Below are 16,986 nucleotides of genomic sequence, written 5' to 3' on the forward strand. Positions count from 1 at the left end.
ATGCAACCGTGCGCGCGCCGACCTGGCGAACAGCGCCATTGCGCAACCGCCATTCCCTCGCGGATTTCAATCGAGTCCATCGAACAACCCATCGAGCGCCTGCAGTTCATCGTTCGACGAAGCCCTGCCAGAAGCCTCCCCCTCGACGCGATCGTCAAGCAACGCGGCCAAGAGCGCCGGCGTCGACTGCTCGAACAGCGCGGCGAGCGCAACCTTGCGGCCGAGTTGCTCCGACAGCCGCGCAACGACGCGCACAGCCGCGAGCGAGTGTCCACCGAGCGCGAAGAAATCATCGTCCGCACCGACCCGCTCGAGCCCAAGCACATCGCCAAAAAGCCGCGCGATAAGCATTTCCATTTCGCCCGACGGCTCGACCCACGACGACTCGGTCGCAGGCGTCGTCTCGAAGCGCGCGAGCGCGTTGCGATCCAGCTTGCCGTTCGCAGTGCGCGGCAACGCGTCGATCGCATAGAGCGCCGCCGGAATCATGTAGCCGGGCAGCCGCGCGGCAAGCATCTGCCGCCAGCCGGCCGGCACCGCGCGCGCTTCACGATCAGGCTCATTAACAACTGCACCGACGACATACGCGACGAGCCGCGCCTCGGCATCGCCCGCACCCGGCACGAGCGCGACGGCCGCGTCGAGCACGCCGTCGCACTCGCGCAGCGCCGCCTCGATCTCGCCGAGTTCGATCCGATAGCCGCGCAGCTTCACCTGCTGATCGATCCGGCCGAGACATTCAAATTCGCCGTCGGTCCGCTCGCGGCACAGGTCGCCAGTGCGGTACATGCGCGCGCCCGGCGCGCCGTATGGATCGGGCACGAAGCGCTCGGCGGTGAGACCCGCGCGGCCCAGATAACCGCGCGCAAGATTTTCGCCGCCGATGCACAGCTCGCCGACGCCGCCTTGCAGCGTCAACTGCCCGCTCGCGTCGACGATGCGCAGCGCGTTCGCATGCAACGCGCGACCGATCGTGATAGGTCCACTCCCAGACACGCGAGCGCAACTCGACCAGATCGTCGTCTCCGTGGGACCGTACAGGTTCCACAACTCGACGCCGCGTTGCACAAGCTGCGCCGCGAGATCGGCGGGCAACGGCTCGCCGCCCGCGATGCCGGTAAGCCGCCCGCGCGACGCCCCATGCCAACCGGATTCGATGAGCAGACGCCAGCCGCTCGGCGTCGCCTGCATGAAAGTCGCGCCGCTTTCGTCGATAAGCCGCGCGAGCGCCGCGCCGTCCGCCACCGTTTGCGCGTCGGCCATTTCGACACAGGCGCCTCGCGTCAACGGCAACCAGAATTCGAGCAGCGAAATATCGAACGACGGCGTCGTGACCGACAATAGTACGTCATCCTGATGAAGTCCCGGCGCGATGCCGACGCTTGCAAGCAGCCGCGCCAGCGCGCCGTGCGAAACCGCAACGCCTTTCGGCCGGCCCGTCGAGCCCGACGTATAAATCACGTAGGCAAGCTGTGAATCCGTGCACGGCGATATGGGCGGCTGCTCGCTTGCTGCGTCGTGGACGAAGGCATCTTCTGCGCTTCCCGCGTCGAGCACAATGCGGTTATCGAGCGCGCCACCGAGTCGCGCGCGGCCCTCGTCATCCGCGATGACGCGCGCAACGCCCGCATCTTCCAGCATGCCCGCGAGGCGTTCGGCCGGGAACGACGGATCGAGCGGCACATAAGCCGCGCCGCTTCGCCACACGCCGAGCATGCTCGCGATCAGCGCGGGCGAGCGGCGCATGCAGACGGCCACGCGCTCCTCTCGCGCGACGCCGCTCGCGCGCAAGCGTGCATCGATTGCGACGGACCAGCGGGCGAGCGTCGCGTAGTCGAAGGCCTCGCCGTTCTGGCGCACCGCGACGCGCTGCGGCACGCGCGCGGCTTCGACCGCAAAGCGCTCGTGGCAGGCGCGCAGCGCGGGCGGTGGCAATAGCAACGGCTCGGCTTGCGGCGCACCGCGCCGCGCCGCGAGTTCGCCGACGAAGCGCGGCGCGCGCTCTCCTTCATCGGCGAGTTGCTCGATGAGCGCGAGGTATTGCCGCTGCAACTGCTCGATCTGCGTGCGCGCAACGCGCCGGCTGTCCCACTGCCATTGCAGTTCGATGCGCGTGGCCGGGAGGATCGTCAGCGTCAGCGGATAGTGCGTGCGCTCGAATGAATCGACGGAGTCGACGCGCAGCGCGCCCGCTTGCGCCGACGCCGCGCGCGTCGCAACCGGATAGTTCTCGAACACGATCAGACTGTCGAACAGCGCGTCGCCGCTGCGCCCCGCCCACTGCTGCAACGACGCGAGCGGCGTATGCTCGACCTCGCGCATTTGCAGGTTGTACGACTGCAACGCGTCGAGCCACGCGGCTATCGTGGCGTCGCCGCGCACCGTCGAGAACACCGGCAGACTATTGATAAACAGTCCGAACATATCCTCGGCGTGAGGCAACGATGCGGGGCGCCCCGCCACCGTCACGCCGAACGCGACCGACTGCTTGCCGCTCAGCCGCGCGAGCAGCACGGCCCACGCGCCCTGCATCAGCGTATTGAGCGTCACGCGATGCCGCTGTGCGGCGCGGCGCACGCGCGCATCGAGCGGCGCGTCGAGTTTCAGCGCGATCTTGCGCGCAGCGCTCGCGGGTTCGCTCGAAGCCGTGTCGAGCGGCGCGGCGAGGCTCGCGGTCAAGGTGCCGGCATCGTCGGCGGCTTTCAGGCGCTCGCTCCACCAGTCGCGCGGATCGGGCTGCGCCGCGAGCCATTCGACGTAACGACGATACGACGGCGGTGTATGCGCGGGGGCGTGCGCAGCGGTGTGCGCAGCGGCGTGCGTGACGCCCAACGCGCGCTCGTAGTCGTCGAAGACTTCGGCGAGAAGCCGTGCACCGCTCCAGCCATCCGTCAGCACATGATGATGCGTGCGCACGAGATCGAAGCGGCCATCGGGACGGCGGAACACATTGACGCGCATCAGCGGCGCACGCGACGGGTCGATGCCGGCGGCGACATCCGCCGAACGCCACTCGGCAAGACGCGCATCGTAGTCCTGCACATCGCGCCAGTCGTGGACCGCGAATGGCAGCACGGCTTCGCGCTGCACGATCTGCAATGCGGCTTCACCATGACGCCACTCGAAACGCGTGCGCAACATGTCGTGCCGCGCGATAGCGGCCTGCCAGGCCACGCGCAGCGCGGTGGCGTCGAGGCGGCCGTCGAGCGTCAATTGCAACTGATTCACGTAGACGCCTTCGCCACGCTGCAACTCGCTGTGATAAAGCAGACCCTGCTGCAAGGGCGTCGCGGGATAGATGTCGGCGATGCCGCCAAGCGCCAGGTTCAGCGCGCGTAGCTGCGTTTGATCGAGGCCCGACAGAGGGAAGTCCGATGCCGTCGCGCCTTGGGGCGCGGCGACGCAATGCGCGATCATCGCGTCGACATGCTGACCGAAAGTATCGACGATGCGCTCGACGCTCTCGCGATCGATCCGCGCCGGGTCGAAACGCCAACGCAGCAACAGCGTGTCGCCGGTGACGATGCCGTTCAGGTCGAGCGCATAGTCGAGGCGTGCACCGGCGCCATGACTGCTGCCGGCATCCTCGGAACTAAAGGCGAAACGCGACGCTGGATCGAACGACTGATCGAAGCGCCCGAGATAGTTGAAGCTGATCGCGGGGCGCGGCCGCGTGCGGCTCGCGTCGAGCAATCCCCAATGCAAGCCCTTGTTCGGCACCGCGCGCACACGTTCCTTGACGGCGATGAGCGCGTCCCCCGGCGCAGCGGGCGACGCGGGCAGCGCGACCGGGAAACGCGTCGTGAACCAGCCGACGGTGCGGCTCAGATCCGCGCCGTCGATCACGTCCTCGCGGCCGTGGCCTTCCAGTTCGACGGCGATCTCGGCCGCGCCGCTCCAGGCGCCGAGCGCCTGCGCGAGCGCCGCGAGTAGAAGTTCGTCGACTCGCGTCCGATACGCGCGCGACGCGTTGTGCAGCAGTTCGCGTGTGCGGCGTGCATCGAGTGTCCAGTCGATCGTTTCGCTTTCGGCGACGCGCGTGCCTGCGGGTGCGCGAAGTGGAAGATCGGGAGCAGCGTCGACGACGCCTAGCGCTTCCCGCCACCAGTTTGCTTCGGATTTGACGGCAGTTGATTCGGCATACTGATGAAGTTCGCGGACCCATGCGCGCCAGGGCATCGACGGGGCCGGCAGGTGGATGGGCTCGTTGCGTTCTGCTTGTTCATAGGCGGTTTGCAGTTCATCGAGAAGCACGCGCCACGAGACGCCGTCCACTGACAGGTGATGGATCGCGATCAGCAGACGGGTTTCGTTTGGAGTCTCGAAGTAACCGATGCGCCACAGCGGGCCGCGCTCGATGTCGAGGCTCGACTGGATGTTCGTGCAGGCGGTTGCAAGGTCTGCGAGCGACGAGAGTTTTTCGTGGCGGACGATGGCGGTTTGCGAATCCTTCGTCGCTTCCGTCACCGCGATCTGCTTCCACTCCCCGGCGTCTTTTACGAAGCGCAGACGCAGCGCGTCATGGCGCGCCTCCAGGGCCGCGACCGCGCGCTCGAGCGCCTCAGGCACGAGCCGCCCCTTCACCTTCAGCAGCACCGCCTGGTTCCAGTGCGATTCCCCTTGCGGATAGCGCTCGAAGAACAGCCGCTGGATCGGCGTCAGTGCGAGCGGCGCGCCGTCGTCGGCCTCAAGCGCGATGTGCGAATCGAGCCGTTGCGCGCGCTGCGCGAGACCGCTCACCGTCGGATGCTCGAAGATCTGCCGCGGTGTCAGCCGCCATCCCGCTTCGCGCGCCCGTGCGATGATCTGCAGGCTCTGGATCGAGTCGCCGCCAGCTTCGAAGAAGTTGTCGGTGACGCCCAGATCGTCGCGTCCGAGCACGGCGCTCCAGATCGACAGCAGCACCGATTCGATCTCGTTCGATGGCGCCACGCACTCGCGCGCGCCCGTCTGCGGCGCGGGCAGTGCGGCGCGGTCGAGCTTGCCGTTAGGCATCCACGGCAGCCGCGCGAGTATCGTCACCGATGACGGGACCATGTAGGCCGGGAGCTTGTGCTCGAGTTCGCGGAGAAGGCGTGCGGCGTCGAGGGTGGGTGATGTCGTCGTGGTAGTCGTTGCTGCGCCTGTCTTTGCAGCGGTACTTGCTGCATCCGTCGTCGCCACGTCAGCCTCTACCGCGCCACCATCTCCCGCCACATACGCCGCCAACCGCTGCGTCTGCCCTTCGCCGACGACAATCACCGCCGCCTCGCGCACGCCCTCGCACTGACGCAACACCGCCTCGACCTCGCCTGGTTCGATGCGCTGCCCGCGCAGCTTCACCTGCTGATCGAGCCGTCCGAGAAACTCCACGGTGCCGTCCGCGCGCATGCGGCACAGGTCGCCGCTGCGATACATGCGTGCGCCCGGCGCGCCGTGCGGGTCCGGCACAAAACGCTCGGCGGTGAGAGCCGCGCGGCCCAGATAACCGCGCGCCACTGTCGGTCCGCCGATGCACAGTTCTCCGAACCCGCCGACCGGCGCTTCATCACCGAATGCGTCGAACACGCGCGCCGTGCGGCCCGGATACGGATGGCCGATCGGCACCGTCACCTCGTGAACATCGTCGGCCACAGTGCGGCGATACAACGCGGCGACTGTCGTCTCCGTCGGTCCGTACAGGTTATCGAGCCGGATGTCCGCGAGCGGTCCGTCGCGCCAGCGCGCGAGCGCGTCGCCAGGCAGCGCCTCGCCGCCGACCGTCACCTGGCGCAGCGCAAGCTGCGCGCGCGGTGGCGCATGGCGATTCCACTGCTGCCACAGCGCCGTCGGAATCCGCGCGAACGTCACTTGTCGTTTCACGAGTCGTTCGCTCAGGCTTTCGAGATCCCACGGCTGCACGCCGCGCATTTCGACCGTCGCGCCGCGCAGGAGTGCGGGCAGCGTTTCGTGCAACGCGACGTCGAAATTGATCGTCGATGAGTGGAGCACTGTGTCGTCGCTAGAGATGCGGTAGGTTGTGAGGAAGTCCCGCAGGTGGGTCCATAACGCGCCGTGGCTCACTCCCACACCCTTTGGCCGGCCGGTCGAGCCCGAGGTGTAGAGCACGTAGGCGAGCTGGTCGGGGTGCAACGCGATGTCGATGTGCGGCTTCGACTCTTGCTCGGTGGCTGTGCTTATCATCGTTTCTGCGTCAGAGTGTTGCGGTGTCTCAGTGCCCATCAGTGACTCGCGCGCTGCGCCCGTCCGTGGCGCCGCTGAAGCAACGTTCGACTGCGACTGTGACTGCGCCTTCGCGTGCGCTTCCGCAGCAGCCGCAGCTACCGCCGTTGCCCCTACCTCCACTACTTCACACCCCGCAAGCACCTCACCAACCCGCGCCGCACTCGCCGCATCCGCCACCACCTGCACGATCCCGGCATCGCCGATCATCTGCGCGAGGCGCGCGGCCGGGTAATCCGGGTCGAGCGGCACGAACGCACCGCCCGAGCGAATAATCCCGAGCAACGCCGCGATCAGCGCCGGCCCTCGCGCGACGCACAGCCCCACGCGCCGCTCAGCACCCACACCTCGAGCGATGAGCCGCGAAGCAATTGCCGCCGACCACGCATCAAGTTCAGCATACGTGAGCGACTCATCTTCGCAGCGCAGCGCAATCGCCTGCGGCGTGCGCTTTGCCTGCGCCGCAAGCGCGATCCCAAGCGACTCGAACGCATAAGACGTCAGCGGCTTCGCTTCACGCTGCAAAGGCAACGTCAACGACCCAACCCTTCGCTCCACATCATCAACCATCTGCGCAAGCACCGCTTGATACTGCGCTTCGATCCGCTCCACGGTCTCGCGGTCGATGCGCTCGCCGTCCCACGCCCATTCGAGCGAAAGCGTCTGCCCGCGCGGAATGATCGCGAGCGCGAGCGGGTAATGCGTCGGGTCAATTGAATCGACGGACGCGACCTTCAGGCCCGCATCGCCGTTGCGAGCGGCATCGACGGGATAGTTTTCGAACACGACGATGCTGTCGAACAGCGCATCGCCGCTGCGCCCGCTCCACTGCTGCACGCGCGCGAGCGGCGTGTGTTCGTGCTGGCGCAGCTCGGTCAGTTCGCCTTGCAGTTTGCGCAACCATGCGCCGAGTTCAGCGCTCGCGTCCACATCGACGCACACCGGCAGCGTATTGATGAACAGCCCGAGCATCCGTTCGACGCCCGGCAGATGCGCCGGCCGTCCCGCGAACGTCGTGCCGTAAGCGACACCGCGCCGATGTCCATAGCGCGCGAGCAGCACCGCCCACGCGCCCTGCATCAGCGTATTGAGCGTGATCTCGTGACGACGCGCCGTCGCCTGCAAACGCGCGACGAGCGTTTCGTCGAGCGCGCGGCGCCGCGCATGCGCGCCGGGCTCGGCCGCGCGCGGCTCCCCGAGACTCGCAGTGAGCGTCGCGGGATCGTCGGCGCGCGCGGCCCACGCGCGCCACCATGTCTCGGTCGCGGGATCGTCGGCGGCCTCGCGAATCCATTCGATGTACTGACGATATGGCGGCGCCGTTTCGAACGCCGCGGCCGCGCCGTTTGCGCGCATCCGATAATCGCGCAGAATTTCGGCGAATAGCAGCGACACGCTCCAGCCGTCAAGCAACAGATGATGATGCGTCCACACGAGGTCGGCGGTGTGTGCGTCGCGAACGAAGAGCGCGATACGCATCAGCGGCGCGGCGTCGGGCGCGATGCCGTCCGCGAGATCGCGCGCGCGCCACTCGGCGAGACGCGCGTCGTAGTCCGCGGCGGCTGACCAGTCGTGTGTCTCGAACGGCAATGCGATCTTGCGATGGACGATCTGCATGACGGCGCCGCCATGCTGCCACGCGAAAACCGTGCGCAAAATCGCGTGACGTTCAAGCGCGGCCTGCCACGCGGCCTGCATCGCGGCGACGTCGAGCGCGCCGGACAGCGTCGCGCGCATCTGATTCAGATACGCGCCCTGCCCCGCGTCGGCGAGCGTGTGATAGAGCAAGCCGGCTTGCAGCGGCGTCGCCGGATACACGTCCTCGATATGCTCGGGCGTGAGGCCGAGCGCGCGCCACAAATCGGACGATGACGAACCGTTCGCGCCAGGCACTGCGTCCGCAGCCGTGGTGGACGTGAACGTGGACGTCGATGTCGACCCCGACTCAGCGGCCAACGGTCGCGCCGCGCGCGCGAGCTGCTGCACGGTCGGCGCTTCGAACACCATGCGCGGCGTGACCAGAAAACCGGCATCGCGTGCCTTCGAGACGATCTGCAGACTCAGAATCGAATCGCCGCCGATCACGAAGAAATTGTCGGTCACGCCAATGTCGTCGCGCCTCAGCACCGCGCGCCAGACGGTCAGCAAAGCAGCCTCGGCAGGCGTCGATGCGGCGACGGCTTGCGCGGCGTTGGCGACGTCCTCGGGCGCAGGCAACGCGCGTCGGTCGAGCTTGCCGTTGGGCGTCAGCGGAAAGCGCTCCATCTCCACATACGATGACGGCACCATGTGCGCCGGCAAGCGCGCGGCAAGCCATGTCTGCCAGCGCGCGATGTCGCGCGTATGCGGTTCTTCGCGCGGCACGATGTAAGCGACGAGGCGCTGGTCACTGGCGTTTGCGTTCGCACCGCCGCCCGACACCAGCACCGCAGCCTCGCGCACTTCGGGATGCGCAAGCAGTGCGGACTGGATCTCTCCCAGTTCGATCCGGAAGCCGCGGATTTTCACCTGATCGTCGTTGCGGCCCAGGTATTCGAGGTCGCCATCCGGCAGCCGTCGCGCGAGATCGCCTGAGCGATACAGACGCGTGCCAGGTGCGCCGTATGGATCGGGCACGAAGCGTTGTGCGGTCAACTCGGCGCGGCCCTGATAGCCGCGCGCGAGACCCGCGCCGCCTACATACAACTCGCCCACCGCGCCCACTGGCACGCGGTTCATATCGGCATCGAGCACATGCAGCGTGAGATCGTCGAGCGGCGCGCCGATCACGCTGCGGGCATCGCGCAACGCTGGCTCATCAAGCGCGCGATGCGTGACGTGAACCGTCGTCTCGGTGATGCCGTACATGTTCACGAGCGTCGGCAGTACGCCCTTGCGACGCGCGCCGTCGGCCCATCGCGCGAGCGATGCGGGCTCGAGACGCTCTCCGCCGAAGACCACCACGCGCAGTGAATCGAGCGTGTTGTCATCGTCGGCGTGCGTCAGTTGCGTGAATGCCGAGGGCGTCTGGTTCAGCACCGTCACGCGCTCTTTGCGCAGCAGCGCATGAAACGCCGCGGGTTCGCGTGCGCTCCAGTGCGGCACGATTACGAGCCGTGCGCCATGCACGAGTGCGCCGAAGATTTCCCATACTGAGAAGTCGAATGCGTACGAATGGAACAGGGTCCAGACATCGGCTGCATCGAATGCGAAGCTCGATTGCGTTGCGTCGAAGAGGCGTGCGATGTTTTCGTGTGTGATGCCTACGCCTTTTGGTGTGCCCGTTGAGCCCGAGGTGTAGATCACGTAGGCAAGCTGTTGCGAATGCGGATACATCGCGACGTCGAGCGGCTCATCATTCGGCAACGCATCGCGCAACGCTAGAGCATCAAGCGTCGGCCGCGTGCCGAACAACGCCGCATGCTGCGCGAGACTCGGCGCATCGGTGACGATCAGACGCAACTGCGAGTCGTCAACGATATGCGCAAGGCGCTCGGCCGGATACGACGGATCGAGCGGCACATACGCCGCGCCCGCGCGCAACACGCCGAGCAGCGATGCAACCAGCGCCGCCGAGCGCTGCATCGCGACACCCACGCGCACTTCCGCTCTTGCGCCGAGGCGAATCAGCTCACGCGCGATCGCGCGCGACCATGCATCGAGTTGCGCATACGTCACCTCTTCATTGCCATCGACGAGTGCAACAGCATCGGGCCGCGCACGCGTCTGCGCGGCAATGCGCGTGGTCACCGGCTCGTATGCGAACACGGCGGGCATACAACGCGCCGCGTCGTCACGCAACTCAGGCAATTCGACCGACGCAAGCCGTGCCTGCGGCGCCGCGCTCCACTGCTCGAGCAATCCCGTGAAATTGCGAGCGAGCCGTTCGATAGTCGACGCGTCGAACACATCGGTCGCGTAGGTGAACGTCAGGTCGATCGCGTCGCGGGCACTCTCAGCGATGTTGAGCATCAGATCGAACTGCGCCTCGCCGTTGTCGACTTCCTGCAGCGACACGCGCAACCCATCGCCAAACGATGTCGTCAGATTGTGGCGCTGCTGCTGATTCACGAGCACCTGAAAAAGCGGCGTGTGCGTGAGATCGCGCTCGGACTGCACCGCCTTGACGACGCTCGCAAACGGCACGTCCTGGTTCGCGTATGCGTCGAAGAACCGCTCGCGCACATCGTCGATGAGTTGCGCCGCGCGCATCTCGCCGCGCGGCGCGGTGCGAATCACGACGGTGTTGACGAAAAAGCCCACGACGTTCGCCGTATCCGGCGAATCGCGGCCCGCGAGCGGCACGCCGATGCGAATGTCGGATTGGCCCGAGTATCGATAGAGCAACGCGTCGAACGCAGCGAGAAGCGTCATGAAGAGCGTCGCGCGATGCGTGCTTGCGAGCGCGCGCAGCGCATTCGCGGTGGCGGCCGGCACGCGTGCGCGATGGCGCGCGCCAGGCGCGCGGCGCGTGCCGGTGCGAACGCGGTCGTAGGGCAGCGCGAGGGTTGCGGGCGAATCGTCGTCGGTGGCGAGCGTGGCGCGCCACCATGCGAGTTGTTCGGACTCGCGCTCGGGTGTGAGTTGCGCGGCGCGTGCGGCAACGATGTCGCGATAGGCAGCCGCTAATTCGGCTGCGTCGTTCGCATCGTTAGTGGCGGGTTCGACGGAACCCGTGAGCGCTGCCGCGCAATGCTCGCGATAGAGGCGCGAGAAGTCGGCGAACAACAGGCCGATCGACCAGTCGTCGCTAACGATGTGATGCAGCACCAGATGCAGCGCGTGATGATTTTCGTCGATGCGCACGAGCGTCGCGCGGACCGGCGGCTCGGCGGTCAGGTCGAAAGGCATGCGGGCGAGCGCTGAAAGACAATCGGTCAGTGCTTTGTCGCCGGCGTTGTCTGTGTCATCGGACGCGGACTTCTCTTCTGTCGGCGGCAGGTCGAGCAGGCGGATTTCGCTGTGGCTCGCGGCATCGATATGTTGAAACGGAACGCCCTCTACTTCGGCGAAACGCATTCGCAGTGCGGGGTGTCGTTCGACCAGCGCGCGGAACGCGGCACGTAGTGCATCGACATCGAGGCGGCCGTCAAAACGCAGCGCACCGTTCACGTGGTATGCCGCGCTTTGCGGGTCGAGCTTCCATAAAAACCACAGGCTTTGCTGCGATGGCGATAGAGGAATCGGTGCGGTTAGGGTGGATTGAGTGGGTGTGTTGGTGAATAGTTGTCCTGTGGTGGCTGGCACTGCGCGCGCATCAGACGAACTGGTGTCCACAGTAGCAATAAAAGCGCCGACTACTTCCGACGCCCGCGCCAGCGCATCACCGCTGGAAATTTGCGCGCCGCGCAGCAGCGTCGCAAAGTCGTCGAGCCGCGGATGCTCGAACAACGCGCGCAATCCTGGCGCATCGCCGAAGGCCGTCCGCACCGCCGACACGACGCGCACCGCCAGCAGCGAATGCCCGCCGAGCAGGAAGAAATCGTCGAGTGCGCCGACACGCTCAACCCCGAGCACCTGTTGCCAGATCGCTGCAAGCCGCGCCTCGGTTTCGTCGCGCGGCGCGACGTAAGATGCACGGCCCTTTGCGTTGGCGACGTCCTCGGGCGCAGGCAACGCGCGTCGATCGAGCTTGCCGTTGCGCGTCAGCGGAAAGCGCTCCATCTCCACATACGATGCCGGCACCATGTGCGCCGGCAAACGCTCGGCAAGCCATGTCTGCCAGCGCGCGATGTCGCGCGTATGCGGTTCTTCGCGCGGCACGATGTAGGCGACGAGGCGCTGGTCACTGGCGTTTGCGTTCGCACTGCCGCCCGACACGAGCACCGCAGCCTCGCGCACTTCCGGATGCGCAAGCAGTGCCGACTGAATCTCTCCGAGCTCGATCCGGAAGCCGCGGATTTTCACCTGATCGTCATTGCGGCCCAGGTATTCGAGGTCGCCATCGGGCAGCCGTCGCGCGAGGTCGCCCGAGCGGTATAAACGCGCGCCCGGCGCACCATACGGATCGGGCACGAAGCGTTGTGCGGTCAACTCGGCGCGGCCCTGATAGCCGCGCGCGAGACCCGCGCCGCCTACATACAACTCGCCCACCGCGCCCATCGGCACGCGGTTCATATCGGCATCGAGCACATGCAGCGTGAGATCGTCGAGCGGCGCGCCGATCACGCTGCGCGCATCGCGCAGCCCTGCGTCATCGAGTGCGCGATGCGTGACGTGAACCGTCGTCTCGGTGATGCCGTACATGTTCACGAGCGACGGCAGCACGCCCTTGCGACGCGCGCCGTCCGCCCATCGCGCCAATGACGCAGGCTCCAGACGCTCGCCGCCGAAGATCACCACGCGCAGTGAATCAAGCGTGTTGTCGTCGTCGGCGTGCGTCAGTTGCATGAAGGCCGAGGGCGTCTGGTTTAACACCGTCACGCGCTCTTTGCGCAGCAACGTATGAAACGCCGCGGGTTCGCGTGCGCTCCAGTGCGGCACGATCACGAGACGCGCGCCATGCACGAGGGCGCCGAAGATTTCCCATACCGAGAAGTCGAATGCGTACGAATGGAACAGGGTCCAGACATCGGCTGCATCGAATGCGAAGCGGGATTGCGTTGCGTCGAACAGGCGTGCGATGTTTTCGTGTGTGATGCCTACGCCTTTTGGTGTGCCCGTCGAGCCCGAGGTGTAGATCACGTAGGCAAGCTGTTGCGAATGCGGATACATCGCGACGTCGAGCGGCTCATCATTCTGCAACGCATCGCGCAACGCTAGAGCATCAAGCGTCGGCCGCGTGCCGAACAACGCCGCATGCTGCGCGAGACTCGGCGCATCGGTGACGATCAGACGCAACTGCGAGTCATCGACGATATGCGCAAGGCGCTCCGCCGGATACGACGGATCGAGCGGCACATAAGCGGCACCCGCGCGCAACACGCCGAGCAGCGATGCAACCAGCGCCGCCGAGCGCTGCATCGCGACACCCACACGCACTTCAGTTCCTGCGCCGAGACGAATCAACTCACGCGCAATCGCGCGCGACCACGCATCGAGCTGCGCATAGGTCACCTCCTCTTCGCCATCGACGAGTGCAACAGCGTCAGGCCGCGCGTGCGCCTGCGCAACAATGCGCGCAGTCACCGGCTCGTACGCAAACGAGGCTTTAGCAACCGCGACCGAATCCGCAGCAAGACCACTCGTCAAATCACGCAGCCGCACATCGGTGCCATTGCTGTCGACAAGCGCCTTCGCGAGCCCATCCAGCATCTGCTCGAAATATTCGGCGACGCGTGCGACATCTTCCGCCCGCACACGCGCCGCATGCCGATGCCACTCGAGCCTCAGTGCATCGCCGCCGCCGACGTGACGCGGCGCGACGACGAGCATCAGCGGAAAATGACTGCGGTTGTGCGCGTTGACGGCGCGCACGCGCGGCACGCCGCCGATCGCATCGAGCGCGTCGTCGAGCGGATAGTTTTCGAACACGATCAGGCTGTCGAACAACGCGTCGACGCTCGAGTCCGCCCACTGCTGCAAGCTCGCGAGCGGCGTGTGCTCGACTTCGCGCAACTCCGCGTTATGCCGCTGCAACGCGGTGAGCCACGAGCGCAACGGCGCATCGGACTTCACATCGACCCACAGCGGCAAGCTGTTGATGAAGAGACCGACGATCGCCTGCGCATTCGGCAGATCCACCGGCCGACCGGACACGGTCATGCCGAATGCCACTTGCGTGCGCCCCGAAAAACGCGCGAGCACGAGCGCCCACGCTGCCTGCACGAGCGTGTTCAGCGTGACCTGTGCACGCTGCGCGGCGCGCTTCAGGCGCGCGTGTGAGTCGCCGTCGACTTCGCGGATCAGTGCTTGCGCCACCGAACCGTCGACACCGTTCGACGACGATGATCGGAACGCACTGCCGAGCGCATCGGCAAGACGCGCTGGGTCATCGCGCGTCGCGAGCCGTGCGCGCCAGAACGCCTCGGTGTCGGGTTGGTTGCGCAGCCAGTCGACGTAATCCGCATACGGCGCACCAGGCGACGCATCGGCCGCGCGGCCTGCGTCGAGCGCGGCGTACGCGCGCGCCACTTCGGTGACGACCTGCGCGGTGCTCCAGCCGTCGGTCAGCGCATGATGGTGAGTCCACAACAGATCGTGCGCGCCGTCGGGACGCTCGAATACATCGACGCGCATTAGCGGCGCAACGCTCGGCTCGAAACCGCGCGCGACGAGTGCCGTCCGCGCGGTTTCATATGCGTCGTCGTACTGAGCATTTATCGACGTGGTATCCGACGAACCAGGCGCAACAGGAACGATGCACGCATGGACTTCGAACGGCATACGTACGCGCCGCTCGACGACTTGCAACGGCTCGCCGCCAGCAGGCCACACGAAACGCGTGCGCAAAACCGGATGACGCGCGATCACCGCCTGCCACGCCGCGCGCATCGTGTCGAGGTTCAGCGCGTCGATCGTCAGACGCAATTGCGATACGTACATGCCGGGCTCGCCGTCGAGCATCCCGTGAAATAGCAGACCCTGCTGCATTGGCGTGGCCGGATAGACGGCCTCTACTGACTCGCGTGAGGCGCCGGCTTGTGCGAACAAGAGGTCGTCGCCGGCCGCGAGTTGCGCGGTGGGCGATGGATGTGTGGTGGCGTTCGTGGCTTGCGCTGCCGCGATTGGGGTGGCGTTGGTTGCGTTGGTTGCGTTGGTTGCGTTGGTGCCGACGCGAGTACCCACGAAGTCATACGCAGACGCACCGCCCGATGCGCCAACGCTTCCCCCACCGCTCGCCTGCATGCCCGCCCCAGCATTCGCACTCGCATTCCCCACCACCGCCACCGCGACCCGCGCCGCGGCCTCGATCGTCGGATAGTCGAACATCTGCTTCGGCGTCAGCTTGAGCCCCGCGCTGCGCGCCTTCGCGATGATCTGCAAGCTGAGAATCGAATCGCCGCCGATCTCAAAGTAGTTGTCCGTTACGCCGATGTCCTCGCGTTTCAGCACACGCTTCCAGATCCCGGCAAGCGTGCGCTCGGTGTCGTTGCGCGGCTCGACGCGCGCGGCATTCGCGGCCTCGTGTTCGCGCGGCGCGGGCAACGCGGCGCGATCGATCTTGCCGTTCGCGGTGAGCGGCAACGCGCCGAGCACTTGCAGCGACGACGGCACCATATAGTCGGGCAGTTCCGCGGCGAGACGCGCGCGGATCGCGTCAACGTCGAGCGCCTCGGCGGAACTCAGATAGGCGACGAGGCGCGGCGCGCTGCTGGCCGCGCCCTCGCTATCCGTGTGCGCGATCACGACCGCGTCGCGCACGCCATCCTCGGCACGCAGACGCGCGGCGATCTCTTCGGGCTCGACACGAAAGCCGCGGATCTTCACCTGGTCATCGAGACGGCCAAGAAACGCGAATTCGCCGTCCGGCAGACGGCGGCTGCGGTCGCCCGTTCGATAAAGCCGCGTGCCCCGACCGTCGGGGTCGGGCACGAAGCGCTCAGCCGTCAGCGACGGCCTGTTCAGATAACCATACGCGACAGTCGCGCCGCCGATGCACAGCTCGCCCGCCGCGCCCTTCGGCACCGCGTTGCCGTCAGCATCGACGATGCGTGCGTCGACGTGCGCGAGCGGATGCCCAAGCGGCAACGTCGCCGCGCGGCTTTGCGCGCCGCAGCGCGTGAGCACGCCGACAGCCGTCTCTGTCGGCCCGTAGTGATTGATCAACCGGCATTCGGGACGCAGCGTCGCGATGCGCTCGGCAAGACGCGTCGGCGCGGGCTCGCCGCCCATCACGAGGCAACGGCGCGGCAGCACGCGCTCGGGCAACTGCGCCTGCAACAGCGCGTCGAGATGGCTCGGCACTATCTTTAGGAGGTCGACGGAATGCGTGTGCATGTAGGCGGCGAAGGCATCGGGATCGGCGGCGATGTCGGCGTCGATTAGGTGCAGCGTCCAGCCGTGCCAGAGCGCGCCGAACAACGACGTGTGGCCGAGATCGGCGGCAGGCGTCGACAGATACGCGGCGCTCGCGATGTCCCCGGGCAGCCGCTCGGAGACGCCGCGCAGATATGCAGCGAGCGCGGCATGGCTTTGCACGACGCCCTTCGGGCGGCCAGTGGAGCCCGATGTGTAGATCACGTAGGCGGGCCAGACGAGGATGGCGTCGGTGGGTTGCGGATTGGCGGCGGCATCGCCGGGATGAGCGGCGAGTGCGGCGCTGTTAGTAGCGTCGCGTAGCGTGTGTGGGTTCAGCGTCGCGATGCCGTCGGGTAGCCATGAGGGCGCGGCTGATTTTAGTGCCGCGTTAGCGCCTGAGTTCGTGGCGGCAGTTGTGAAGAGATTCGTTGAAGCGTTCGCTGCGGGCTTCGCGTCGACCACCACCCCTAAAGCCCCGCCCATCACAACCACCCGCGCGCCGCAATCCTCAGCCTGCCAGCGCAGCCGCGCTTGCGGCGACGCCGGATCGAGCGGCACGTAACACGCGCGCAATCGCCACACCGCCAGTATCGCCGCGACGAGCGCCGAGCAGCGCGGTAGCGCGAGCACCACGTGGTCTCCCGGCCGCACGCCCTGGTCGGCGAGCGCCGCGGCAAGCCGCCCCGACCAGGCCCACAAATCGCGCCACGACAGCGGCCCGTCGCTATCGACAAGCGCAACGGCGTCGGCCCGTTCGATGGCGAACCGCGCGACGCGGGCGGGCAAAAAATCGGTATCGAAATGGATGGCTTGCATGGTGTCCGTGAAGAATGCAGATGTATTCAGATGTCTGACGCCCGCGCGCGTAAGCGCGGGCCGAGATGAGTCGATGCGCGTCGACACGCG

At 66.7% G+C, this 16,986-nt stretch carries 1 protein-coding gene; it reads right to left on the bottom strand.

Annotation, left to right across the window (positions count from 1 at the left end):
* Positions 1 to 66 precede the first annotated feature (66 nt).
* Positions 67 to 16,896, bottom strand: a complete 16,830-nt coding sequence (locus P0D87_RS02830; RefSeq protein WP_408636720.1) for a non-ribosomal peptide synthetase — start codon at positions 16,894 to 16,896, stop codon at positions 67 to 69.
* Positions 16,897 to 16,986 lie beyond the last annotated feature (90 nt).

The organism is Paraburkholderia sp. RL17-368-BIF-A, from assembly GCF_046054045.1.
In the GTDB taxonomy this organism is placed as follows: domain Bacteria; phylum Pseudomonadota; class Gammaproteobacteria; order Burkholderiales; family Burkholderiaceae; genus Paraburkholderia; species Paraburkholderia graminis.

Coding starts and splice junctions, on each gene's coding strand:
- P0D87_RS02830 (WP_408636720.1), bottom strand. CDS start 16,896: ATGCAAGCCATCCATTTCGATACCGATTTTTTGCCCGCCCGCGTCGCG.